The following is a 22,222-nucleotide window of genomic DNA, read 5'->3' as shown; positions in this document are numbered from 1 at the left end:
AATACCCCTGCTGTGTTAGTGTCCAGACATGCTTCATCGATGAAGCCCTTCAAAACCCCGCCACTCCAGGCGGGGTTTTGTTTTATGCAGCGCAGAAAAAGGAGCCTGCCAACATGTCGACACAACCTACCATCATCCTGACCCGGCTGGACGTGCAGCGTCTTGAACAGTTGATCGAGAGCCTTGAGGAAAGCACTCCCGGCCTCGAAGCCCTGCAAGCCGAACTGGACCGCGCCGAACAAGTGGTTGGCCACGAAGAAGTGCCCGCCGGTGTCGTGACCATGAATTCAAAGGTGCATTGCCGCGAAGAAGTCAGTGGCAAGGATTACCACCTTAAACTCGTCTACCCGAAAGATGCCGGTGCCGAGGACACAGTCTCAATCCTCGCACCGATTGGCTCAGCCTTGCTGGGCCTGCAGGTCGGCCAACACATCGACTGGCCCGCCCCGGGCGGCAAGACCCTCAAGCTGACCCTGCTGGCGGTGGAGTATCAGCCGGAGGCAGCGGGGGAGTATTTGTAGGCTTCAGACCCGTTCGAAAATCTAAACCGTCCCTGTGGGAGATTCTACGTTCGTCCGCAAGCTAATTCGACGACGTGGGACCGGCTTTAGCCGGGAAGGCGGTATTCCTGCCGATGAAGATTCATCGCCTGCCCCGGTCTCTTCCCGGCTAAAGCCGGTCCCACGTCATCAGTGATTCCTGTAGGAGCAGAGCCTGGCCGCGATGTTGTGGGCTGATGCGAGACAGCGCGGCGTCTGGACGACGGGGCCGCGCCTGTCAAAAAGTGCAACTACCTGACTTGGAATGCTTTTCTGCAGGAGCTGACGAGCACCGCGAGGCCGCGATTGCGGTGTATCAGACTGAAAGCCATCGCAGCCTCGCGGTGCTCGTCAGCTCCTACAGGTTTGTGCTTGCCGCGCGATGCGGCGGCTCCCACAAGATTACGCCCTGTGCAAAGTCGCCAGGAAACCAGCCGCGCCCACGAACAGACCGGCAAAGGTACGGTTCATGCGGCGTTGCTGTTTTGGGGTCTTGAGTGCGCGCAATACCTTCGAGGCCAGCCCGGTGTAGCCCGCCATGACAATCATGTCCACGGTCACCATAGTCGCCCCGATCGTCAGGTACTGAGCGAGCAACGGTGCATTCGGGTCGATGAACTGCGGCAGGATTGCGAGCATGAACACCAGCGCCTTCGGGTTGCTGATGTTCACCAGAAATCCGCGGACGACCAGCGCCATGGGTTTACCCACAGGCCGAACGGTCGAGTCTTCGGACAGATCGGCAGGCAGTGCCCGCCATTGCTTGATGCCCAGATACACCAGATACGCCACACCAAACCATTTGATCAATGTGAAGGCCATGTCCGAAGCAGCGAGCACAGCGCCAAGACCAGCCGCGACAATCGCAATCTGTGCAGCCAATGCGATTTGCAGGCCCAGTGCGTTCCAGTAGCCGCGCCAGAAGCCATAACGCAAGCCGCTGGACATCGACGCAATCGCGCCCGCACCCGGCGAAAGACTGATCACCCAACAAGCAGCAAAGAAAGCCAGCCATGTATCGAAAGACATTACACACCTCGGACAAACACCAATGCCCGATAAGCTATTAGCTTCTCGGGCAGTTGACTAGGTTCAGCAGGGGGTGCCGCGAAATTAATTTTCCGGCGTTTTGTCGACTGCGATAGTCGGGAAGCCGTCCGAACCGCGCCAGCGGCGCACCGACTTCTGGAAAAACTGGCTATTGGGGACCTGCACCAGTGCGCCACCGGCCTCCGCAGGCTCGATCAGCGTGGTAAACATCAGGTTGATTTCCAGCACGCGGCCTTTGACGCCCGGCTTGTCGAGCGTATCGACCAACTCGACCACATCGCCAATTCGAAACGGCCCGATGGTATAGATCAATACCGCGCAGAGCAGGTTGGACAGCACGCTCCACATGGCGAAGAAAGCTACGGCAGCCACCGCCACGAAGCCTGAAAGTGCGGTCCACAGTACGGTGGCAGAAACCCCGAGCTGGCCCAGCACAATCACGAACGCACTGCCCATGATGAACCAGCGCAAACCGCCGCGCAGCGGCAGCAGCAGTTCAGGTGGCAACGGATAGCGCTCGCCGAGGCGGGTCAGAAAACGCCCCACAAGCCGTTGCGCCATGTAGCCGGCCACCAGGATCAACAGGATCTGCAACCCCAGCCAGATCGGCTCCACCCAGTGTGGCGGAACCAGTGATCCAAATGCTTCCATCAATCCCTCGCCTTGTTCACGAAAGTGCTTCCAGTTCAGCCTGCATGGACTCCAGCAACTCCAGAGCCTCCATCCACGACTCTTCGAGCTCGCCTTCGCTCACCTTGAGCTTCGCCTGTTCGGCCAGCAAATCACGCAGTTTGTCTTTGTTGGCCGCTTCGTAGTTGGCGCTGTCGGCCAGTTCCGCTTCAACCTTGGCAAGCCGCTCGTGCAAAGTACCGAGGTCGCGCTCCAGCTTGTCGGCCAGTTTCTTGTGCGGAGCCAACTGCTGACGCAGCGCAGCCGCTTGCTGGCGCTGGGCCTTTTTATCGGTCTTGTCGACGTTGATGGGCGTGTTGCTGACCGGTGCGTTACGCAGCCGGTAATCAGCCAGCCAGCGCGCGTAATCTTCAAGGTCGCCGTCGAACTCCTGAACACGGCCGTCAGCGACCAGCAGGAAATCATCGGTTGTACTTTTGAGCAGATGCCGGTCGTGAGAGACCACCAATACCGCACCACTGAATTCCTGAAGGGCCATGGTCAACGCCAGGCGCATCTCCAGATCCAGGTGGTTGGTCGGTTCATCGAGCAGCAACAGGTTCGGCCGGTCCCACGCGATCAACGCCAGGGCCAGGCGCGCTTTTTCACCGCCCGAGAAGTTCAGCACCGGTTCATCGAGACGCCCGCCGCGGAAGTCGAAGCCACCCAGGAAGTCACGCAACGTCTGCTCGCGTTCTGTCGGCGCGATACGCTGCAGGTGCAGCATTGGGCTGGCCTTGGCATCCAGCGAGTCCAGCTGGTGCTGGGCAAAGTAACCCACCACCGTGTTCTCGCCCCGAGCCATGTGGCCGCTCAAGGGTTCGAGTTCACCCGCAAGGTTTTTGATCAGGGTCGATTTACCCGCGCCATTCGGGCCGAGCAAGCCGATGCGGGCGCCTGGGGTCAATTGCAGTTTGACCTTCTCCAGTACCGCTCTGTCGCCATAACCCAAGCGCGCATCGGACAAGTCCAGCAGCGGGCTGGAAATCTTGCTGGACTCACGGAAGGTGAAGTCGAAAGGCGAATCCACATGCGCGGCGGAGAGTTCTTCCATCCGCTCCAGAGCTTTGATCCGGCTCTGGGCCTGCTTGGCTTTGGTGGCCTGAGCCTTGAAGCGCGTGATGAATTTTTCCATGTGCGCGCGCTGCGCCTGCTGCTTCTCGTAGGCCTGTTGCTGCTGGGCCATACGTTCCGCACGGGCGCGCTCGAAAGCGCTGTAGCCGCCGCGATAGAGGGTTATTTTGCGCTGATCGACGTGGGCGACATGATCAACCACAGCGTCCAGAAAATCCCTGTCGTGGGAGATCAGCAGCAATGTGCCGGGATAGCTTTTCAGCCAGTCCTCCAGCCACAGGATCGCGTCGAGATCCAAGTGGTTGGTCGGTTCGTCGAGCAACAACAGATCCGAAGGGCACATCAAGGCTTGCGCCAGATTCAGACGCATCCGCCAGCCACCTGAAAAGTCACCGACCGGCTTTTCCATCTGTTCGTTGGTAAAACCCAGCCCGGCCAGCAGCTTGCGGGCCCGTGCATCGGCGGTATAGCCATCGGCGCTGTCGAGTTCCGAGTGCATGCGTGCCTGGGCTGCGCCGTCCTGAGCCGCTTCCGCTTCGCCCAGCAAACGTTGCACTTCGCGCAAACGCAGATCGCCATCGAGGACATAGTCCACGGCGATGCGATCAAGGGTGTCCACCTCTTGGCGCATATGTGCGATACGCCAGTCGGCAGGTAGCAGACAGTCACCGGCATCGGGGGTCAGTTCACCCCGAAGCAAAGCGAACAGGCTGGATTTACCGGCGCCATTGGCACCGATCAGGCCGGCTTTCTGACCGGCGTGCAGGGTCAGCTCGGCGTCTTCTAGCAGACGTTGCGGGCCACGCTGTAAGGTAAGGCTTTGAAGTCGAATCATAATGGCGGCGGAGTCTACCAGCTTCGTCTCAAACAGGTAGCGCACTATGCCTTCAGACCTTTGGAGTTTCACCCTCGATTTGTACGCCCGGCCGGGTGTCGAACAGGCTTGTCTGAGCCTGCAGGCCAGCGGCGCCAATGTTTGCCTGCTGTTGTGCGGCGTATGGCTGACCCGGCGCGGTGTCGTTTGCACCACCGAACGCGCGCTGGAAATCGGACAGTTGGCCACGCCCTGGCATGACAACGTGGTGCGCCCGCTACGGGAATTACGCACGCAGTGGCGCAATAGCGCTCAGCACGACACACCCTTGAGCGTGCTACGCGAGCAAGTCAAAACGCTCGAGCTGGAGGCGGAACGAGAACTGCTGACGAGGCTGGAAGCGCAGACACTGAAGTGGTCAGCACAGGAAACCGTAGAAGAGGGGGATTGGTTGATTTGCCTGGCGGGCGAAGCCGCCGGGCAAAATCACGACGCGCTGCAGGCGCTGCGCGTCGCGATGGACCGGCCTTAGGAGGCGCTGGTCGGAGCGCTGCTGTTGGATGCCGACGGCGCAGGTGTCGCTGGCGCAGCGGGTGCCGCAGCAGGCGCTGGAGTCGCAGCAGGCGCAGCAGGTGTTGCCGGCTTCGCAGCGGCTGGTTTGGCAGCAGCAGGTTTAGCGGCTGGCTTTACTGCTGGTTTCGCTGCTGCTGGCTTGGCGACAGCGGGTTTAGCGACGGGCTTGGCAGCTGCTTTGGCTGGAGCCTTGGCCGGGGCTTTCACAGCAGGCTTGGCGGCAACGGTTTTAGCCGCTGGCTTGGCTGCGCTGGCAGCAGGCGCTTTGACGGCAGGCTTCGCAGCGGGTTTTGCCGCGGCAGGCTTGGCTGGCGCTTTCGCTGCGGCAGGTTTTGCAGCTGCAGTTTTGGCCGGGGCTTTAGCGGCTGACGCTGGCTTTGCAGTCGTCGTTTTCGCAGGGGCTTTGGCTGCCGTTTTAACGGCTGGCTTGCTCGCTGGTTTGGCTGCAGCAGCCGGTGCTTTGGCGGCAGGTTTTACTGCTGCTTTGGCTGGCGTTGTTTTAGCGGGAACAGCCTTGGCCACCGTCTTCGCGACTGGCTTGGCGGCCGCTACTTTGGCAGGCGCTTTGGCTGGAGCCTTGGCCGCGGTTTTAGCGGGTGCTTTTGCAGCAACGGTTTTAGTCGCAGGTGCTTTGGCTTTTGCAGCGACCGCTTTGGCCGGTGCTGCTTTGGCAGGAGCCGGTTTAGCTGCGCGGCTATCCAGCGCTTTGCTGACGGCTTCCTTGACTCGGCCAACGCCTTGAGCCAGTTTCAGGCTTTCCTGGGCGTCGCGTTTGAGCTGCAGAATGTAGCCGCGGGTTTCGCTCTGACGCTCTTTCAGCGCGTCCAGCAACTCTTCCAGCTCAGCCACGGCAGACTTGGCCTTGCCTTGGGCCTTGGCTTTGCCAGCGGTGGCTGCGTCTTGCAATTTGGTACGCGATTTGTGCAGTTTTTCCTGCGCTTTGCCACGTTGTTTTTCAAGCTTGGCGAGCAGTTTTTCCGCATCAGCCAGCGCTTGGGAGCAGGCGTCTTCGAGGTGTTCGAGCAGGCTGCTCGACAGCTGTTGTAGCAAATGCAACGGAGTATTTACTGGCTTGTTTTTGGCCGACATGACTTACCTCCAGGCTGACTGATTTGCGGCCCATACTAGACCTCTGCCCGCAGCGCCGCTAGGGCATCTTGACAGCATGAAACGCTCCCTGTTGCATACCCGGATAAATGCTTGTTGCAGTCACTGCCAATGCAGTGCGAAATTCATCTTCAAACACTCATCACACACAGGCCATTGCACTGGCATAATCGCTGCCTTCCCAGGCCGGAGAGCATTCATGTCGCGCTACCTGTTAACGTCGTTGTTCTTGTTGTTGCCGGTGGTTCAGGCTGTGCAAGCCGCACCTTCCAGCGAGGCACACGATCTCGCTTACAGCCTTGGCGCAAGCCTGGGCGAGCGCTTGCATCAGGAAGTGCCAGACCTTGATTTGCCTTCCCTGATTGAAGGTTTGCAGCAGTCTTACCAAGGCAAACCTCTGGCGCTGAAGAAGGAGCGCATCGAGCAGATCCTGCGCGAACATGACGCCGCCGTGGCTGAAGCCGAAGCATCAGGCAACGTCGAGCCGCTCAGCGAAGCTGCGATGGAAGGCGAACAGAAATTCATGGCCAGCGAAAAAGCCAAACCCGGTGTCACCGAGTTGGCAGACGGCATATTGATGACCGAGCTGGTCGCTGGCAAAGGCCCGAAGCCAAGCGTTGATGGCCGGGTTCAGGTTCGCTATGTCGGGCGTTTGCCAGATGGCACAGTCTTCGATCAAAGCGCCCAGCCGCAATGGTTTCGCCTCGACAGCGTAATCAGCGGCTGGACCACTGCCCTGCAAAATATGCCAGTCGGTGCCAAATGGCGCCTGGTCATCCCTTCGGCAGAAGCCTACGGCGCAGAAGGTGCAGGCGACTTGATCGACCCGTTTACGCCCCTGGTATTTGAAATCGAGCTGGTTGGGGTGTCGCAGTAGGAGCAACGTGGGACCGGCTTTAGCCGGGAAGGCGGCATTCCAGACGATGAAGATGCAGTGACTGACACGGCCTCTTCCCGGCTAAAGCCGGTCCCACGTCGGAGCCCGGAATTCTCAAGCCAATCCGCAGAAACGAAAAAGGGGTGCCAGTTGGCACCCCTTTTTTATTCACACAGAAATCATCAGGCTTGAGCGGCCGCTTCTTCCTTGTGAGAGTTGTGGAGCACCTCGATCAGGCAATCCTCCAGCTCGAAGCGCTCATGCAACAAGCTGCCCAGTTTGTTGAATTCCGCAGCAACGACAGTGCAATCAGAGCAGTCACCGTTGTCGCAGCGGTCATTGAAAGCCAGCGCGGACTCGGTGATGACTTTCAAACGCGGGTAGATGGTATCTGCCAGCTCAAGACCACGTTCATCATTGAACGCCTTGGCTTCGCTGTTGAGTTGCTCATAGATTTCGAAATGCCCGGCCGAAACATAATCGACCAGTACTTCACAGAATTTCTGCAGGCCTTCACGATCCGCCGCCAGGGCTTCGGGTGTGTCACCGAGGGCATCGTAGACGCGGATCAATTCAAGGCGATCCTGCAGCCAGCGATCAATCAGCTTATTGACCCCGCCCCAGCGTTCCTGTGCGTTCTGACAGCTTTCCAACATGATGATCACTTCCCTTCAGGGGCATGCAGTCTGCGCTGGCCTGGTTTTGATCTCGTCGGCGTCGACGACACAGGTTTTGAGGGCAACAGATGATGCATATATCCAATTACGCTTGCGGGCCAGATTATGCCCGCACGACCAGCCCATCAAGGTACGCAGGAGATAAAGTTCATACAAGTGTTTAATCCCCGGCCCGACTTTCGGCACTTGGAGTTCTGACCGAAGCGTTGAACAGTGCGTACAGCATGACCAGCGCAAGGCCCACGAAAGCCAGCAGACTCCACTCAGGCAGGCTGATGCCAAACAACGACCAGGAAATTTCCGCACAAAACGTGGCATCGCTGCGCAACCTGTCGATATGCGAATAAAGCGAGAGCATATCCAGCAGCCGTTCGACATGCGCAATCACTTCGATGGTCTGGTCGACGGTTGCCGTCTGCAGCCAGACTTGACCCCCTGCTATTGCCGCACCCGACAAGGTAAACAGCAGAATGACGGCACTGTATGCCCGGCATCCTCCCCGGCCTGGCGCATGAAAGGTGGCAACTAATGCCAAGAGACCACTGACCACAAACACGGCACGTTGCCACAGGCAAAGCACGCAAGGTGAAAGCCCGGCTACAACGCACTGCAGGTAAACAACAGAGCCGACGATCATTGCACAGGCAATAAACACCAGAAAAAACAGGGAGCGCGTGCGAGCCAGTTGCATGGCAAATCCGTAACCAGAGACGAAGGCAGTTACGGTAGTGAAAGCGCTCACCCCTTTCAAGGCACCGGCGTAAGGATACGTCCCTGTTTAAGTGGGCATTTGCGGACGATTGATGACTGCTTCGGGACTGTTTCTTGAAGGAAATTACCTACAAGCAGCAAAAGCTATGGACTCTTCCTACACAAACGACCAAAAACACCCGTCGGACGGCCAGATATCCTGGCCGCCCGATCAGCTCGCCAATGCCGGAAGCGGTCGTGCCAGCAGTCGCTCGTCAAGCAAGCCCAAGCCTTCCTGGAACAGCTGGTTGCTGCGCTCGGTCTCGCCCAACTGGCCCAGCAAACGGGCCAGCTCCGCGCAGGTTTCCGGGTTGCGTTGCAAACGAAGGCTGGTTTCGAGGTAGTCCCGCGCCTTTCCCCACAAACTGCTTTGCAAGCACAGTCGGCCCAGAGTCAGCAGCAGGCTCGGATCATCAGGATGATTTTTCAGCCAACCTTCTGCGGTTTGAAGCTGACGTGCAGGATCGCTGCCACGCACCAACCCGTACAGGCGAGCGAGGTGACTGTTGTATTCACGTTTGAGCGCAGCACGCAGCGCCTCTTCGGCCTGTGCGTCTGCACCCAGGCGGCGCAGTTGCTCTGCGTAGGCCAGCACGAGTTGCGGCTCCTGACGCTGCGCCGAGGTCAAACCTTTCCAGGCGCTATCGAGCCCAGGCAAGCCCGCGGAGCTACCGTCTTCATCCTGCTCGCGGTAAGCCGCCAACGTGAGGTTTTCACCCCAGGCACGCCTCTCCAGTTCCGCCAGTTCCTGCGGCGGCAGAACCTTGTCTTTACGCAGCTCAGGCATAAGCTTGATCAGCGCAGACCATTCACCACGCGCGCGATAAAGACGCTGCAACTGACGCAGGATTTGCGCATTGTGTGGATGGCGTTCGTTCATGGCCTGTAATGTCACCAGAGCGCCATCGCTGTCACCACGGTCCTGTTGCAACTGGGCGTGGCTCAACGCAATCGCCAGTTCAGCTTGAGGCTGACGCTCAAGGGCACGTTCCAGCAAGCTGTCGCTTTCGTCGTAACGGCCTTGTTCATTGGCAGCACGAGCCGCCCCAAGGTAATACAGCAACGGCTGCGGCTCTGACTCGGCGGCACGATGCAGATGACGCTGTGCGCTGGCCCAGCGGCCTTCGACCAGATCCATTTGCCCCTGCTCAATCGCAACCTGTACGCGTCGACTGCGGTTGCGCCGCGACCATGGGTTGGCGACTGAACCGGACGTCGTGAGCAGCCGGACCAGCAGACGCACCACGACCAGCACAAGCCAGATGGCAAACAGCAGGCCTAACGTGGCCCACAGGCTGGACTCATAGCGAAAGTTTTTATAGGCGATCAGGACGTAGCCGGAATGCTCGGCAATGGCTACACCAATCGCTGCAGCTACGGCGATCGCGATGAACAACAGCACATAGGCGCGTTTCATGGGCTCGTCCCCTGCCGGGTTTCAGCGGGTTGGCTATTGACGGCTCCCGGCGCATCGGCCGAGGCATGACGCCGCTCAAGATAGGCCTGAACAGCGCTGAGGCTCTGCGCAAGGTCAGGCGTCATCACCGAAACCGGCTGTTTGGAAAGGTCGTCCAGACGCGCGGAGAGCATTTTGCTCTGGGCGTCGTCCTGATTGAAGTTGGTGCGCAGCACCTCTTTCGCTTCGGCCAGAGCGTGTTCAAACACTTGTGGCTGACCATTCAGGGCTGCCCACTGCGCCTGCTCAAGCGCCAGGCTCAGCGCGAGGCGAACCTGGGTCAGGCTTTGCCCGGCCAGTAATGGGCGGATGTTCTTGTCGGCGTTGAAATCGATACGAATGTAGTGGGAGATCTCATTCCACCACTGCACCAGATGACTGTCTTCGCTTTTGGCATCGGTCAGACCCAACAGCGACTCGCCCTTGTCTTTGTATTCCGGGGCCAGCTCATTGAGCTGCGCGACTTGATCGCGCAATGCTGCGAGCTGCAGGAACAGGCCGGTACGGTCCGGTTGATCGATGCTGCGCAGCGACGCCAGGCTTTTCGCCAGTTGATCACGGGCGGCAAAGGAACCTGGATCATCCTGCTCTCGAAGAATCTCGTCAGCGCCCTGCACCAATGCCTGAGCGCTGTTGATGTCCTGCAAGGCGGAGAGGCGCAAGCTCGCCAGGCGCAGCAAATGCTCGGCCTCGGCAAGACGCCAGTCCTTGCGGCTGGCACCCAGTACGGTTTCCAGTCGCTGGCTCAAGCGCTGCTGATCGCCCTGCAACTGCGCAACCAGACGACGACGCTCTTCCAGCTCATCGGCAGGAGGCAACTGTGCCAGCCGCTCAGAGAGCTGTTTTTCGCCGGTTTGCAAAGTCAGGGTTTGCGCGGCGATATCCTGCATTTGAGTGCGCTGCAGTTGATGGCTGGCCTGCACAGCGCGCAGTTGCCATACCCCCCAACCGGCGACGGCGATGCCAGCAACGCCAAACAACAAGGCCAGCACCACCAGCCCGTTGCTGCGTCCGGCCGGACGCTCAGGGCGCAATGGGTCGGGTGTCGGTGGTGTCAGCACAGATTCGGAATCATCTTTAGGCAAGGCTGTTTCGCTCACGTATCCATCCTTTGCATTTGGGCGTAATCGGTAAAAGAGAGCACGTCGATCAATACGCCTGAAGGGCAGGCACAGGGTGTTCCCGTAACGCTGCCAGCAAAGCCGCAGCGCTGGCGCCGCGGCAATTCAGAACTGTTCGGGCTCCGGCTTCGCGCGCCATGTCGGCAACACGTGGGCTCGGCACGAATATAGTTAAACGCGACAGTTCAGGCCAGGCATCGCCCGCCAACTGACGCAAGTGTTCAAAACCCTGCCCACTGCTGACCACTACCGCGTTCAAGCGTTCCGCCTGGACACGCTCGGCCAGCGTCGACGATGGATAATAGGGCAGGTTACGCGTGTAGAGTTGCAGATAATCAACACTGGCGCCAAGGCCGCGCAACCGCTCGGCGAGTAACTCCCGACCACCTTCACCGCGCATGATTAACACGCGCGAGCCGGGTATGGCGATGGATTGTTGCAGCCGGGGCAGATCCAGCAACGCTTCACTGTCATCGCCGCTCTCGGGCCAGCTGACATCCAGACCATAGTCCTGAAGAATTTGCGCAGTGCCTGCACCGACGCTGAACCAGGGCAGGAGAGGGGTCTGCGGCCAGAGTTGCGCAACCAGCTTCAAGCCCAGTCGCGCAGCGGGTTTGCTGACCACAATCACTGCGCTGTAGAGGTCCAGATCCTGAACCAGCGAGTGCTGCTCGGGGCTGGGTGGCAGCGGCTCGATGTCGAGCAATGGCAGGCTGCTGCTGAACACCCCGGCATCCGCCAGAGTCTGCGCCAGCGCGGCAGACTCATCTGCCGGACGGGTCAGCAGCAGCCGCCAGCCACTCATTCTCGTTCCGCCACGCCGTAGACGGCCTTGAGGATGGCTTCTGCGCCTTGTTCCAGCAATGCGTCGGCAACTTGAACACCTAGCGCTTGAGCATCAGCCTGTGGCGCACGCGCTTCGGCACGCAACAACACTGCACCGGACGGATCGCCCACCAGACCGCGTAACCAGATCTGATCACCTTCAAGTACGGCGTAGCACGCGATGGGCACTTGGCAGCCGCCATTTAGGTGCTTGTTCAGCGATCGCTCGGCGACCACCCGGATCGCCGTGGCGTCGTGATGCAACGGCGCGAGCAAGGCGTGAATTTCAGCATCGACGCTGCGGCATTCGATACCCACTGCACCCTGGCCACCGGCTGGCAGGCTGTCGTCGACACTGATGCTGGCGGTGATCCGGTCTTCGAACCCGAGGCGAATCAAACCCGCCGCGGCCAGGATGATCGCGTCGTATTCACCCGCATCGAGCTTGGCCAGACGGGTGTTGACGTTGCCGCGCAGAAAGTGAATTTTCAGGTCAGGACGACGCGCCAGTAATTGGGCCTGACGACGCAAGCTGGAAGTACCGACAATGCTGCCCGCAGGCAAAGCCTCAAGGCTGGCAAAGTGGTTGGAGACGAAGGCGTCGCGGGGGTCTTCGCGCTCACAGATACAAAACAGCCCAAGACCTTGCGGGAAATCCATTGGTACATCTTTCATGGAATGCACCGCGATGTCCGCACGATCTTCCAGCAGAGCGGTTTCCAGTTCCTTGACGAAAAGCCCTTTGCCGCCGATTTTCGACAGCGGCGAGTCGAGCAACTTGTCGCCACGGCTGACCATTGGCACCAGGGTCACGATCAGCCCCGGATGAGCCTGCTCCAGACGGGCTTTGACGTATTCGGCTTGCCAGAGGGCCAACGCACTTTTGCGGGTGGCAATGCGGATTTCGCGAGAGGACATGGATCAATCCGTACAGGGTAGTTGCGACGGATGATAACAGTTCAGGAAAAACGGCTCAGCGGTGTGTGGTCGCACCTGTGCAACGCATCATCCCGGTCAGTGAATTCTCAACTTGGAACACATTGTGGGAGCGGTGCTTGCCCGCGATCAGGCTGGATGCGGTTCACTTTAGATCGCATCCACCTTATCGCGGGCAAGCACCGCACCCACATATAGATCGTATTTCAAACAGCCTCAAAGCTGCTGCATCATCTTGCGCACACCCGCCACATGCCGACGGCTGACGATCAACGCATCGCCATTCAGACCTTTGAGGAACAACTGGAAATGCCCCAGAGGCGTGCGCTGCAGGCGCTCGATACGTTCGCGGGCAACCAGTGCGTTGCGGTGAATACGCACAAAACGGTCGCCAAACTCATCTTCGAGTGCTTTCAAAGGCTCATCCAGAAGGACTTCGCCCCCTTCATGTCGCAAGGTGACGTACTTGTGATCCGCGATGAAATAGATCACATGATCCAGCGGGATCAACTCGATGCCTTTACGGGTCCGCGCACTGATGTGGCTGCGTGGTCCGTTGCCGCTTTCTGCCGCAGGGCGCGTCATCGCCGCCAACTGCACACGGTTTGGGCGCTCGGCCTTTCTCAGGGCATCGATCAAATGCTCAGGCCGCACAGGTTTGACCAGGTAGCCAACCGCGCTGACCTGGAAAGCTTCAAGGGCAAATTCGTCGTGCGCAGTACAAAAGACGACAGCAGGCGGAGTTTCCCGCTCGCACAATCTGGCAGCGACTTGCAGGCCATCAATACCTGGCATGCGGATATCCAGCAAAACGATATCCGGCTTGTGGCTTTCAATCAGCGCCAAGGCTTCTTCGCCATTGGACGCACCGGGTTCCAGAACCCGATAGCCCTCAATTTCACTGACCATCCGGCTAAGCCGTTCGCGGGCCAGGGGTTCGTCATCAACGATCAGGACATTCATATAGCTCTGGCTTCCTGCGTGAGTCTCGCACAAGGATAGCGTAGACAGGTGTAGTGACGACCGTCACGGCGCTCCACGCTCAGACTGGCGTGCGGACCAAAAAGTGCCGTGAGGCGCGCACCGATATTTACCAGTGCTTGCTGAGTGCCGTTGGAAGTCTGCCGACTGGCAACTTCGTCATAGGGATTGCTTACACACAATATGAACTCCCCCTTTTCATAATCTGCTTCTACCTTTACGACACCTCCATCGACGCGAGGTGCAATCCCATAAAGCAAAGCGTTTTCGAGTAGTGGCTGCAAGGTTAGCTGGGGAATTGGAAGATCGTCTGGAATTCCACTGATCACCCAGTCCAACTGTAGACGCTCGCCAAGACGATATTGCTCAATCGATAAATATCGTTTTGCCAACTCAAGCTCATCGCGCCAGGTGACGAGGCTTCCAGGCTTGGCCAGACTGGCCCGAAAAAGGTCGGAAAGATCCAGCACCGCCTGCTCGGCCTTGGCCGGATTGGTCGCCACGAGGCTCGCGATGCTATTAAGGGTGTTAAACAGAAAATGCGGCCGGATACGTGCCTGCAGCGATTCGATGCGCGCACGCAATTCGCCTTGCTGCTGCTTGCGCCACTGACTCTGCAAATAAAAGTAGCGCAGCATCAGGGCCGACATGATCAGCGCGATGAGGCCATAACGCACGTAGCGTTCGACCATCACACCAAACGTTACTCTGCCGGTCAGTTGGCAGACGTCGGTGACTGCGGTGCAGAGCAGGGTAATCGCCACAACCAGCAAGCAACCGAATACCCCCGCACGGCCAGCAGGCAAACGCGCCAGCCAAGGTCGAAGCCCGCACAACAAGGCCGCCGACAGCAGCACAATCCACTGTACGAACAACGACATCAGCGCCAGCCGCACCCAGTCGAAACCCAGACGCATGGGCTCGACCAGAACCAACACCAGGACCAATAATTCGGCGAGCAGGACCAGTACCAAGAGCGCCTGCGGAAGGCATAGCTCAGGGAGGAAAAATTCTTTGCCTGGCCCTTTGGGCGAGGGTTGTTTCAATAAGCTATTTCGCATGAGCCCAGTCTCGACTGTGCTGGCCCGTGCGGCAAGCTGCCCACAAATAAAAAAATCCCAACCTGTTATGATCGCGAGTGCCCGGCGAGCAGACGCGGGCATGTCATTCTTCAGCAGATCACGAGCGAATCCATGAGCACCGACAAGACCAACCAGTCCTGGGGCGGCCGCTTCAGTGAACCCGTCGACGCTTTCGTCGCGCGCTTCACGGCCTCCGTCACCTTCGACCAACGCCTCTATCGCCACGACATCATGGGCTCCATCGCCCACGCAACGATGCTGGCCAAAGTCGGCGTTCTTACCGATGCCGAGCGCGACACCATCATCGACGGCCTGAAGACCATCCAGGCCGAGATCGAAGCGGGCAGCTTCGAATGGCGCGTCGATCTGGAAGACGTGCACATGAATATCGAAGCGCGTCTGACCGACCGCATCGGCATCACCGGTAAAAAACTGCACACCGGCCGTAGCCGTAACGACCAGGTGGCAACCGATATCCGCCTGTGGCTGCGTGACGAGATCGACCTGATCCTGTCGGAAATCACTCGTCTGCAACAAGGCCTGCTGGGTCAGGCAGAGCGTGAGGCCGACACCATCATGCCGGGCTTCACGCACTTGCAGACCGCGCAACCGGTAACCTTCGGTCACCATATGCTGGCGTGGTTCGAAATGCTCAGTCGCGATTACGAGCGTCTGGTCGACTGCCGCAAGCGCCTGAACCGCATGCCACTAGGCAGCGCAGCACTGGCCGGCACGACTTATCCGATCGACCGCGAACTGACCTGCAAACTGCTGGGCTTTGACGTCGTAGGCGGCAACTCGCTGGACAGCGTTTCGGATCGTGACTTCGCCATTGAGTTCTGCTCGGCCGCCAGCATCGCGATGATGCATTTGTCGCGCTTCTCGGAAGAGCTGGTGCTGTGGACCAGCGCCCAGTTCCAGTTCATCGATCTGCCGGATCGTTTCTGCACTGGCAGCTCGATCATGCCGCAGAAGAAAAACCCCGACGTACCCGAACTGGTCCGCGGCAAAAGCGGCCGCGTATTCGGCGCACTGATGGGCCTGCTGACCTTGATGAAGGGCCAGCCACTGGCCTATAACAAGGACAATCAGGAAGACAAGGAGCCGCTGTTCGACGCCGCTGACACCCTGCGCGATTCGTTGCGTGCCTTTGCCGACATGATCCCGGCAATCAAACCAAAGCACGCCATCATGCGCGAAGCGGCGCTGCGCGGTTTCTCCACGGCGACTGACCTTGCGGACTATCTGGTGCGTCGTGGCCTGCCGTTCCGTGATTGCCACGAAATCGTTGGCCATGCTGTGAAGTATGGCGTCGAAAGCGGCAAAGACCTGGCTGAAATGAGCCTGGAAGAGTTGCGCAAGTTCAGCGATCAGATCGAGCAGGACGTGTTTGCCGTGTTGACGCTTGAAGGCTCGGTCAACGCCCGTGACCACATCGGCGGCACCGCTCCGGCACAGGTCAAGGCAGCAGTGGTTCGCGGCCAGGCGTTACTCGCTGCGCGTTAATCCCAAATCTGTTGGAGCGAGGCTTGCCCGCGAATGGGTCACCTCGGTTCAACAGGTAAACCGCGTTGCCGTTATTCGCGGGCAAGCCTCGCTCCAACAGGCGAATATCGCCGCCCAAAGGAAACACCCCATGACCGACACCCTCGACAACGATGAAGAAGAATTCGCTGAATCGACTCTGGTTCAGGCAATCGAAAACCAGATCGAAAGCGACAACCCTCCTGCCGCCAAGGCGACGTTCAACAAGCTGACGCTGGTGGGCTATGAGCGTGAAGAAATCCTGCAGTTGATGGCCCATGTTCTGGCTATCGAGATTGACGCACTGCTGGAAGAAGACCGCCCGTTCAACACCGAATGGTACGAGACAGCCTTGCGTGCCTTGCCTGAGCTACCGCCAGAGGCTTGAGCTGACGCGCACACCGGCCAACTGACGGCCGGTGGCTAACCTCAGAAAATCGGGCTCGGCAAAATCTCCAGACCAGGTCTACACTGCAACTGCCTCGCTGCCACTAGAACGACGGGGCTTCCACGCCGAGCCGGCTTTAACGGTCATCCAGAACCGACGAGCGCAGCACAGACACGTTGATTTCAGGATTCCGCCAGTCAGTGAGGCGTATTACTAGAAAAAGTCTGGAGCATCTATGTCGTATACCCCTGAGCTGGTTGCCGAACTGGAAATCCTCGCACTCTTCAATCTGGGCAATACCCTTGAAGGACTCAAAGTCCATCACGTGGCCGCCCCGACGGCTGTTGCGGCTGCACAAAGACTCTTCGAAAAAGGCCTGACCACTCAGGTTGATGGCGGATACCTGACCAGTCTTGGACTGGAGGCTGCCGAACATGCCCAGTCGCTGCTGACAATCCTGAACGTTGCCAAACAAGCCGCTTGATCCCCGCGAGGGTCCGCATTCCAAAAAAGGTTTAGCGGACCCTTCATTTATGAAAATCTGCGCCGATAGTAAAAAGTTGGCGCCAGAACAATAAACGGACTGAAAGCTTCAGGCTCTCACGTCGTCCTGCCCGCCGTCTGACTCACTACTTCCACGCCGCCCCTTTCGAGCCCGGCATCCGGTTTGAGTTGCAATGACGCGTAATTCCGAAATTCGTCCTGACCTGGATGAAGGCATCGACCGCAAGGTGCTTTCCCAGCTCCGTAACCGTTTCCTGACCCTGAACAGCGGGCGGCTTGCGCGTGCCCTTGAGGGGCTGTCGACTCGCCAGCAAACCGTATTGAATTTGCTGCCGCTGTTTTTTCACGTCAACCATCCGCTGTTGCCCGGTTATGTTTCCGGCAGCACGCCTGCGGGCGTTTCCCAATACGAACCCAGTAGCCTGGCACTGGCTGAAGCCCAGCGCCTGACCCGATCGTTTTCGTACAAAACCCGGCGTGGCCATGCGCGCAATCCCATTCACGGTCTGTTTCTGATGGGCAGCCTGGGCACCTTTGCCCAGGCCGACCAAAGCGACATGGATGTCTGGGTTTGTCATGACTCAGAATTGACCGCCGAGGAAATTGCCGAGCTGCACAAGAAATGTCAGGCGCTGGAAGCATGGGCCGACAGCCAGGGTGCCGAGGCGCACTTTTTCCTGATCGACCCGCAGCGCTTCATTGCAGGTGAGCGCGATACACAGCTCAGCTCGGACAACTGCGGTAGCACGCAGCACTACCTGTTGCTGGATGAGTTCTACCGCACCGCCATCTGGCTGGCGGGTCGCACGCCGATGTGGTGGCTGGTGCCGAGCTATGAAGAACAACGCTACGCCGACTACACCCACACATTGCTGTCGAAACGCTTTATACGCCATGACGAAGTGCTCGACCTGGGTCATATGGCGCTTATTCCGCCTGGAGAGTTTCTCGGCGCGGGCCTGTGGCAATTATTCAAGGGCATCGAGTCCCCTTATAAATCGGTGCTCAAACTGCTGTTGACCGAGGTGTATGCCAGCGAACACCCCAAGGTCCGCTGCCTGAGCCTGCGCTTCAAGAAAGCGGTGTTCGCCAATCGGGTGGATCTGGATGAGCTGGATCCGTACATGGTCGTGTATCGGCGCATCGAAGAGTATCTGATCCAGCGCGGCGAGCTGGAACGCTTGGAGCTGGTACGCCGCAGTCTGTATTTGAAAGTGAATAAAAAGCTGACCGGCACGTCGCGGCTGCGTAACACCAGCTGGCAGCGGCAGTTACTTGAACGCCTGACGCGGGAGTGGGGCTGGGACGAGCGTCAGTTACTCCTGCTCGACAGCCGCAGCAAGTGGAAGGTGCGTCAGGTCGCCCATGAGCGCCGCGCACTGGTTAACGAGCTCAATTACAGCTATCGCTTTCTGACCCAGCTTGCCCGTCAGCAAAACGTGGCCAGCTCGGCCAACGCCCGTGACCTGAACGTACTCGGCCGCAGGTTGTACGCCGCGTTCGAGCGCAAGGCAGGTAAGGTCGAATTCATCAATCCGGGCATCGCTCCCGACCTGGCGGAAGACACGCTGACGCTGGTGCAGTCACCCAACAAGCGCGAGCCGGGGAAAACTCAATGGGCACTGTATAACGGCAGTCTGGGCGCTCATGAATGGATCGACTTCTCGCCGATCAAGCGCAGCCGCGAATTGCTTGACCTGCTGACCTGGTGCCACCGCAACAACATAATCGACAGCACTACGCGGCTGGCACTGCACCCAGGTAGCAGCGACCTGAGTGAATTTGAGCTGTTCAATCTGCTCGGGGCGCTGCAACAGCAGATCCCTGTTCCGCTCCAGGCGGTCAGCGAAGAGCGCCTGCTAAGCCCTGCGGTACCCAGCGAGATTCTTTTGCTGGTCAACGTTGGGGTTGATCCGCTGAGTCACCATCGAGACCTGAACATCCTGATGACCACTGAGCGAACTGACTCGCTGAGTTATGCCGGGGTCAGGGAAAACCTCGTACTGACTCTGGATCAGATCACGCTGAACAGCTGGAACGAAATCCTCGTCAGCCGCTATGACGGCGTTCATGCACTGCTCGACTGCCTGAGCGAGCTACTCAGCACTTTGCCTGAGGGCGCGGCGCAACCTGTAGTTCGCGTGCGTTGCTTCTGCCACAACCGCGCTCCCGCCATCGCCCAACGGGTTGAGGAGCTGGTGGCCACGGCGCAACTGCTGCATGCCGCACGCCTGAACCATCGCTACCTGATCCAGGTGCAACAGCAGTATCACGTACTGGAAATGGTGCCGACCCAGCCCGTCACTCATGTGGTGATCAACAGCCTTTCGGGACTGTTCGAGTATCTGGGCGAAGAGCTGCCGTGTTACAGCCCGCTGCATCTCGACCCGCACGCGCTCAGCGATCACGATCTGGCGCTGATCCTGCCCCACGGCCAGCCCGAATGTGTTCAGGTGTTTTACAGGGTCAACGAAAACGAGGCCGATCTCTACGCCCTTGATGAGCACAATGCGCTCTGGCATCAGCGTCTGGCTTATCACGATGAGTTGAGCCTGTTGCAGCCACTGCAGCGTTTCTTCCAGGCGCTGGTTTACCGCCGCAGCGCGATGCTGCCTGTGGGCGACACTGCCGCGTCCACTTTCCTTGAAACGCTGTATTACCAGATCATGCCATCCGGGGCAGGGCGAGCCCGACGTATCGAACCACGCAGTGCGCCAACCGCTACAAGCAAGTCGTTCTACGACGTGCAGGCGATCGTCGAAGAAGCATCGCCAGGTCAGGTCAGCGTTACGCTTTATTGCGATAACAACGAGTTCTCCGAGCTGGAGCATGGTGATCAGCTGTTCAGTGTCGTGGCCAGACAGATCCTGGAGCGACGCACCGAGCCCGAACGCTATCGCTGCTACATCACCGATCTGGACCTGTCCGGCTTACTGGACGACGCTCGCGGCCAGACGATTCTGTACCTGCGCTACAAGGCGCAGTTAGAGAAGTCACTCAACGACGCCATGGCGCAGGCCTGAGCCAGAAACAACAAACCCCGGCATGCCGGGGTTTGTTAGCGGGATACGAAACCTGTGGGATGACCCTATGTTGGCCTGCAATCCCGTAGGACTGGCTTTAGCCGGGAGAGCGGTATTCCTGACGAAGAACATGTGGTGAATGTCCCGACGCCCTCCCGGCTAAAGCCGGTCCTACGGAATAGCGCGGCTTAAGTGCGAGGCTTGCCCGCGATTCAGGCGACGCAGTATGTCTGTTTGACCGCGTTGTTCTTATCGCGGGCAAGTCCGGCTCCCACCAAGCGAATTCGTTCGCGAAGAGGCCGACAGATCCGCAGCATGTATCGCCTGAAATACCGCCTTCCCGAATGAATTCGGTCCTACCGGTCCTGCGTGAGCTTGAGATCGCTACCAACCTGTGGGGAGCCTTTATGCGTTGTTCGACGACACCGGCTCAGCCCCCGGAACCGCTTCCTTGCTGCGCCAGTGCGGCAGGGAGTTCCAGTAGCGCTCGCCCTTGGCATCGTCGTACATGCCTTCCCAACGCGAGATGACCAGCACCGCCAGTGCGTTGCCGATCACGTTCAATGCGGTACGCGCCATGTCCATGATCCGGTCGACACCGGCAATGAACGCCAGACCTTCCAGCGGAATCCCCACGCTGCCCAGCGTCGCCAGCAGCACCACAAAAGAAACGCCCGGCACGCCTGCGATACCTTTGGAGGTCACCATCAGCGTCAGGACCAGCATCAACTGTTGGCCGATGGACAGGTCAATGCCGTACAGCTGGGCAATGAACATAGCCGCAATGCTTTGATAAAGGGTCGAACCGTCGAGGTTGAACGAGTAACCGGTCGGTACTACGAAGCTGCAGATCGCCTTCGGTGCGCCGTAGGCTTCCATCTTGCTGATCACACGAGGCAGTGCGGTTTCGGAGCTGGCAGTGGAGTAGGCCAGGATCAGCTCATCCTTGAAGATGCGCATCAGTTTGAGCACCGAGAAGCCGAACAGGCGGGCGATCAGCCCCAGCACCACAAAGGCAAAGAACGCGATAGCCGCATAAACCAGAATCACCAGCTTGGCCAGAGGCAGCAACGAAGCAAAACCAAAGTTGGCTACGGTCACCGCAATCAGAGCGAACACGCCAATCGGGGCGTAGTTCATGATCATGTGAGTGACCTTGAACATGGTTTCCGAGATGCCCTGGAATACCTTCAGCACCGGCTCACGCACTTCGGCATCCAGGCTGGCCAGCCCCAGACCGAACATCACCGAGAAAAAGATGATCGGCAACATGTCGCCCCGCGCAACGGCGGCGAAGATGTTGGACGGAATCAGGTTAAGGATAGTGGCAATGAAGGCATGGTCATGCTGCACTTCAGCCGTGGTCGCGGTGTATTTGGAAATATCCACCGTTCCCAGCGTACTCATGTCGATACCGGTACCGGGATGGAAAACGTTGGCAAGCACCAGTCCAACCAGAATAGCGATGGTCGTGACGACTTCGAAGTAAAGGATGGTCTTGAGCCCAATACGCCCCAGTTTCTTCGCATCGCCTACACCGGCGATCCCCACGACCAGCGAGGCAACCACAATCGGTACGACGATCATTTTGATCAGGCGAATGAAGATATCGCCCGCCGGTTGAAGGATGTTACTGATCCACCAGGCCTTCTCTGCACTGAAATGGTTGAGTAGCGCGCCCAGCGCAATCCCGAGCGTCAAACCGATAAGGATCTGCCACGCCAGGCTCAGCTTTGCCTTCTTCATGTCGTTACCTTTTTTCAAGTGGCTCGCACTTCTCTAAGCACACATGCACGACGTTGCTGATCCAAAGCAGCGGCGAAACATCGGTTACCGGTTAGAGCAGTGCCGAGTAGATGCAGCAAGCGAGCATCCGGCTCTGTAGCTGACGAAAAAAGGCGCAACTATTCCCACGCATACGCGCAACGTCTAATGCCGTAAACGACTACCCCATACCGAATCGGCATAATGCGAGCGACAGGAAACATGCCTAAAAGCGACCAAGACGTACCGCGAATCGGCTCAAAGGTGGCTAATTCGCCCTATACAGCCCATTCAAAAAGTTACGAAGAAGAAATCAGCAGGAATATCGCGGGGATGGGAAGCTGACAATTCCTACAAGAATTGTCGGATGTGCGGAGATGTCATGCGAGGTGAAACGATAAAGCGCAACGCAAGACAGCCGATGGTTTCCCGAAGATTCGAGATCACTATCATGGACTTGCGTCGCGGTTCTTCCTGACCCGGCCCTC

The 22,222-nt window shown here is 58.6% G+C and carries 20 protein-coding genes; 7 read left to right on the top strand and 13 right to left on the bottom strand.

The window, feature by feature from the left end; all coding sequences use genetic code 11:
• Window positions 1-113 precede the first annotated feature (113 nt).
• Window positions 114-521, top strand: a complete 408-nt coding sequence (gene rnk / locus CKW31_RS04600; RefSeq protein ID WP_095093228.1) for a nucleoside diphosphate kinase regulator — start codon at window positions 114-116, stop codon at window positions 519-521.
• Between the two features lie 420 nt (window positions 522-941).
• On the opposite strand, the gene CKW31_RS04595 is transcribed toward rnk, so the two are convergent.
• The 3 genes from CKW31_RS04595 to CKW31_RS04585 all read right to left on the bottom strand — a co-directional run bounded on the left by CKW31_RS04595 (window position 942) and on the right by CKW31_RS04585 (window position 4,167).
• Window positions 942-1,568, bottom strand: a complete 627-nt coding sequence (locus CKW31_RS04595; RefSeq protein WP_095093227.1) for a LysE family transporter — start codon at window positions 1,566-1,568, stop codon at window positions 942-944.
• Window positions 1,569-1,652: 84 nt separating this feature from the next.
• Window positions 1,653-2,240 carry a mechanosensitive ion channel family protein gene (locus CKW31_RS04590; RefSeq protein ID WP_095093226.1) on the bottom strand — a complete coding sequence of 196 codons (588 nt, stop codon included), beginning with the start codon at window positions 2,238-2,240 and terminating at the stop codon, window positions 1,653-1,655.
• Window positions 2,241-2,256: 16 nt separating this feature from the next.
• Window positions 2,257-4,167 (bottom strand): ATP-binding cassette domain-containing protein, encoded by a 1,911-nt coding sequence (locus CKW31_RS04585; RefSeq protein ID WP_095093283.1) that lies wholly within the window; start codon window positions 4,165-4,167, stop codon window positions 2,257-2,259.
• Window positions 4,168-4,213: 46 nt separating this feature from the next.
• On the opposite strand from CKW31_RS04585, the gene CKW31_RS04580 reads away from it, so the two are divergent.
• Window positions 4,214-4,678 carry a TIGR02444 family protein gene (locus CKW31_RS04580; protein ID WP_095093225.1) on the top strand — a complete coding sequence of 155 codons (465 nt, stop codon included), beginning with the start codon at window positions 4,214-4,216 and terminating at the stop codon, window positions 4,676-4,678.
• Here the strand turns inward: CKW31_RS04580 and CKW31_RS04575 are convergent.
• Entirely contained in the window at window positions 4,675-5,808 is a 1,134-nt protein-coding gene (locus CKW31_RS04575; protein ID WP_095093224.1) for an AlgP family protein, read from the bottom strand. The two genes, CKW31_RS04580 and CKW31_RS04575, sit on opposite strands and share 4 nt — an antisense overlap.
• 217 nt (window positions 5,809-6,025) lie before the next feature.
• Between CKW31_RS04575 and CKW31_RS04570 the strand changes: the two genes are divergently transcribed.
• Entirely contained in the window at window positions 6,026-6,703 is a 678-nt protein-coding gene (locus CKW31_RS04570; RefSeq protein ID WP_095093223.1) for an FKBP-type peptidyl-prolyl cis-trans isomerase, read from the top strand.
• Between the two features lie 182 nt (window positions 6,704-6,885).
• On the opposite strand, the gene rsd is transcribed toward CKW31_RS04570, so the two are convergent.
• The 8 genes from rsd to CKW31_RS04530 all read right to left on the bottom strand — a co-directional run bounded on the left by rsd (window position 6,886) and on the right by CKW31_RS04530 (window position 14,510).
• The gene (gene rsd, locus CKW31_RS04565) at window positions 6,886-7,359 is read right to left on the bottom strand and encodes a sigma D regulator (RefSeq protein WP_095093222.1); all 474 of its coding nucleotides are present in this window, start codon (window positions 7,357-7,359) and stop codon (window positions 6,886-6,888) included.
• Between the two features lie 181 nt (window positions 7,360-7,540).
• Entirely contained in the window at window positions 7,541-8,071 is a 531-nt protein-coding gene (locus CKW31_RS04560) for a disulfide bond formation protein B (RefSeq protein ID WP_095093221.1), read from the bottom strand.
• 231 nt (window positions 8,072-8,302) lie between these two features.
• Complete coding sequence (locus tag CKW31_RS04555; protein ID WP_095093220.1) at window positions 8,303-9,547, bottom strand: heme biosynthesis HemY N-terminal domain-containing protein; 1,245 nt, start codon at window positions 9,545-9,547, stop codon at window positions 8,303-8,305.
• A complete protein-coding gene (locus CKW31_RS04550; RefSeq protein WP_095093219.1) occupies window positions 9,544-10,686 on the bottom strand; it encodes a uroporphyrinogen-III C-methyltransferase in 1,143 nt (380 codons plus the stop codon). Before CKW31_RS04550 ends, CKW31_RS04555 begins: the two co-directional genes overlap by 4 nt.
• Window positions 10,687-10,735: 49 nt before the next feature.
• A complete protein-coding gene (locus CKW31_RS04545) occupies window positions 10,736-11,512 on the bottom strand; it encodes a uroporphyrinogen-III synthase (RefSeq protein ID WP_095093218.1) in 777 nt (258 codons plus the stop codon).
• Window positions 11,509-12,450 (bottom strand): hydroxymethylbilane synthase, encoded by a 942-nt coding sequence (gene hemC / locus CKW31_RS04540; RefSeq protein WP_095093217.1) that lies wholly within the window; start codon window positions 12,448-12,450, stop codon window positions 11,509-11,511. Before hemC ends, CKW31_RS04545 begins: the two co-directional genes overlap by 4 nt.
• 234 nt (window positions 12,451-12,684) lie before the next feature.
• Window positions 12,685-13,431 (bottom strand): LytTR family DNA-binding domain-containing protein, encoded by a 747-nt coding sequence (locus CKW31_RS04535; protein ID WP_095093216.1) that lies wholly within the window; start codon window positions 13,429-13,431, stop codon window positions 12,685-12,687.
• Window positions 13,428-14,510, bottom strand: a complete 1,083-nt coding sequence (locus tag CKW31_RS04530) for a sensor histidine kinase (protein WP_095093215.1) — start codon at window positions 14,508-14,510, stop codon at window positions 13,428-13,430. Before CKW31_RS04530 ends, CKW31_RS04535 begins: the two co-directional genes overlap by 4 nt.
• Before the next feature lie 132 nt (window positions 14,511-14,642).
• On the opposite strand from CKW31_RS04530, the gene argH reads away from it, so the two are divergent.
• From argH to CKW31_RS04510, 4 genes are all read left to right on the top strand, one after another.
• Window positions 14,643-16,037: an argininosuccinate lyase gene (gene argH / locus CKW31_RS04525; protein WP_095093214.1), complete on the top strand. Its 1,395-nt coding sequence runs from the start codon at window positions 14,643-14,645 to the stop codon at window positions 16,035-16,037.
• Window positions 16,038-16,167: 130 nt separating this feature from the next.
• Window positions 16,168-16,443, top strand: a complete 276-nt coding sequence (locus CKW31_RS04520) for a hypothetical protein (RefSeq protein ID WP_027899428.1) — start codon at window positions 16,168-16,170, stop codon at window positions 16,441-16,443.
• A gap of 235 nt (window positions 16,444-16,678) precedes the next feature.
• Window positions 16,679-16,927 carry a TIGR02647 family protein gene (locus CKW31_RS04515; RefSeq protein ID WP_087271499.1) on the top strand — a complete coding sequence of 83 codons (249 nt, stop codon included), beginning with the start codon at window positions 16,679-16,681 and terminating at the stop codon, window positions 16,925-16,927.
• Window positions 16,928-17,120: 193 nt separating this feature from the next.
• Window positions 17,121-19,970, top strand: coding sequence for a class I adenylate cyclase (locus tag CKW31_RS04510; protein ID WP_095093213.1), 2,850 nt, complete (start codon window positions 17,121-17,123; stop codon window positions 19,968-19,970).
• Window positions 19,971-20,375: 405 nt separating this feature from the next.
• Here the strand turns inward: CKW31_RS04510 and gltP are convergent, their stop codons facing one another.
• Complete coding sequence (gene gltP, locus CKW31_RS04505; protein ID WP_095093212.1) at window positions 20,376-21,716, bottom strand: glutamate/aspartate:proton symporter GltP; 1,341 nt, start codon at window positions 21,714-21,716, stop codon at window positions 20,376-20,378.
• Window positions 21,717-22,222 lie beyond the last annotated feature (506 nt).

Origin of the sequence: Pseudomonas sp. Irchel 3A5, from assembly GCF_900187575.1 — a bacterium.
Classification (GTDB): domain Bacteria; phylum Pseudomonadota; class Gammaproteobacteria; order Pseudomonadales; family Pseudomonadaceae; genus Aquipseudomonas; species Aquipseudomonas folii.
The sequence above is the reverse complement of the archived record's forward strand: the minus strand, read 5'-3'. Positions and strand labels throughout refer to the sequence as shown.

Bases quoted from the DNA above. Each gene is read 5' to 3' on its own strand.
- CKW31_RS04575 (WP_095093224.1), bottom strand. From the start codon at position 5,808: ATGTCGGCCAAAAACAAGCCAGTAAATACTCCGTTGCATTTGCTACAA.
- CKW31_RS04530 (WP_095093215.1), bottom strand. From the start codon at position 14,510: ATGCGAAATAGCTTATTGAAACAACCCTCGCCCAAAGGGCCAGGCAAA.
- CKW31_RS04545 (WP_095093218.1), bottom strand. From the start codon at position 11,512: ATGAGTGGCTGGCGGCTGCTGCTGACCCGTCCGGCAGATGAGTCTGCC.
- CKW31_RS04535 (WP_095093216.1), bottom strand. From the start codon at position 13,431: ATGAATGTCCTGATCGTTGATGACGAACCCCTGGCCCGCGAACGGCTT.
- CKW31_RS04520 (WP_027899428.1), top strand. From the start codon at position 16,168: ATGACCGACACCCTCGACAACGATGAAGAAGAATTCGCTGAATCGACT.
- hemC (WP_095093217.1), bottom strand. From the start codon at position 12,450: ATGTCCTCTCGCGAAATCCGCATTGCCACCCGCAAAAGTGCGTTGGCC.
- rnk (WP_095093228.1), top strand. From the start codon at position 114: ATGTCGACACAACCTACCATCATCCTGACCCGGCTGGACGTGCAGCGT.
- gltP (WP_095093212.1), bottom strand. From the start codon at position 21,716: ATGAAGAAGGCAAAGCTGAGCCTGGCGTGGCAGATCCTTATCGGTTTG.
- CKW31_RS04515 (WP_087271499.1), top strand. From the start codon at position 16,679: ATGTCGTATACCCCTGAGCTGGTTGCCGAACTGGAAATCCTCGCACTC.
- CKW31_RS04595 (WP_095093227.1), bottom strand. From the start codon at position 1,568: ATGTCTTTCGATACATGGCTGGCTTTCTTTGCTGCTTGTTGGGTGATC.
- CKW31_RS04590 (WP_095093226.1), bottom strand. From the start codon at position 2,240: ATGGAAGCATTTGGATCACTGGTTCCGCCACACTGGGTGGAGCCGATC.
- CKW31_RS04510 (WP_095093213.1), top strand. From the start codon at position 17,121: ATGACGCGTAATTCCGAAATTCGTCCTGACCTGGATGAAGGCATCGAC.
- CKW31_RS04560 (WP_095093221.1), bottom strand. From the start codon at position 8,071: ATGCAACTGGCTCGCACGCGCTCCCTGTTTTTTCTGGTGTTTATTGCC.
- CKW31_RS04570 (WP_095093223.1), top strand. From the start codon at position 6,026: ATGTCGCGCTACCTGTTAACGTCGTTGTTCTTGTTGTTGCCGGTGGTT.
- CKW31_RS04555 (WP_095093220.1), bottom strand. From the start codon at position 9,547: ATGAAACGCGCCTATGTGCTGTTGTTCATCGCGATCGCCGTAGCTGCA.
- argH (WP_095093214.1), top strand. From the start codon at position 14,643: ATGAGCACCGACAAGACCAACCAGTCCTGGGGCGGCCGCTTCAGTGAA.
- CKW31_RS04580 (WP_095093225.1), top strand. From the start codon at position 4,214: ATGCCTTCAGACCTTTGGAGTTTCACCCTCGATTTGTACGCCCGGCCG.
- rsd (WP_095093222.1), bottom strand. From the start codon at position 7,359: ATGTTGGAAAGCTGTCAGAACGCACAGGAACGCTGGGGCGGGGTCAAT.
- CKW31_RS04585 (WP_095093283.1), bottom strand. From the start codon at position 4,167: ATGATTCGACTTCAAAGCCTTACCTTACAGCGTGGCCCGCAACGTCTG.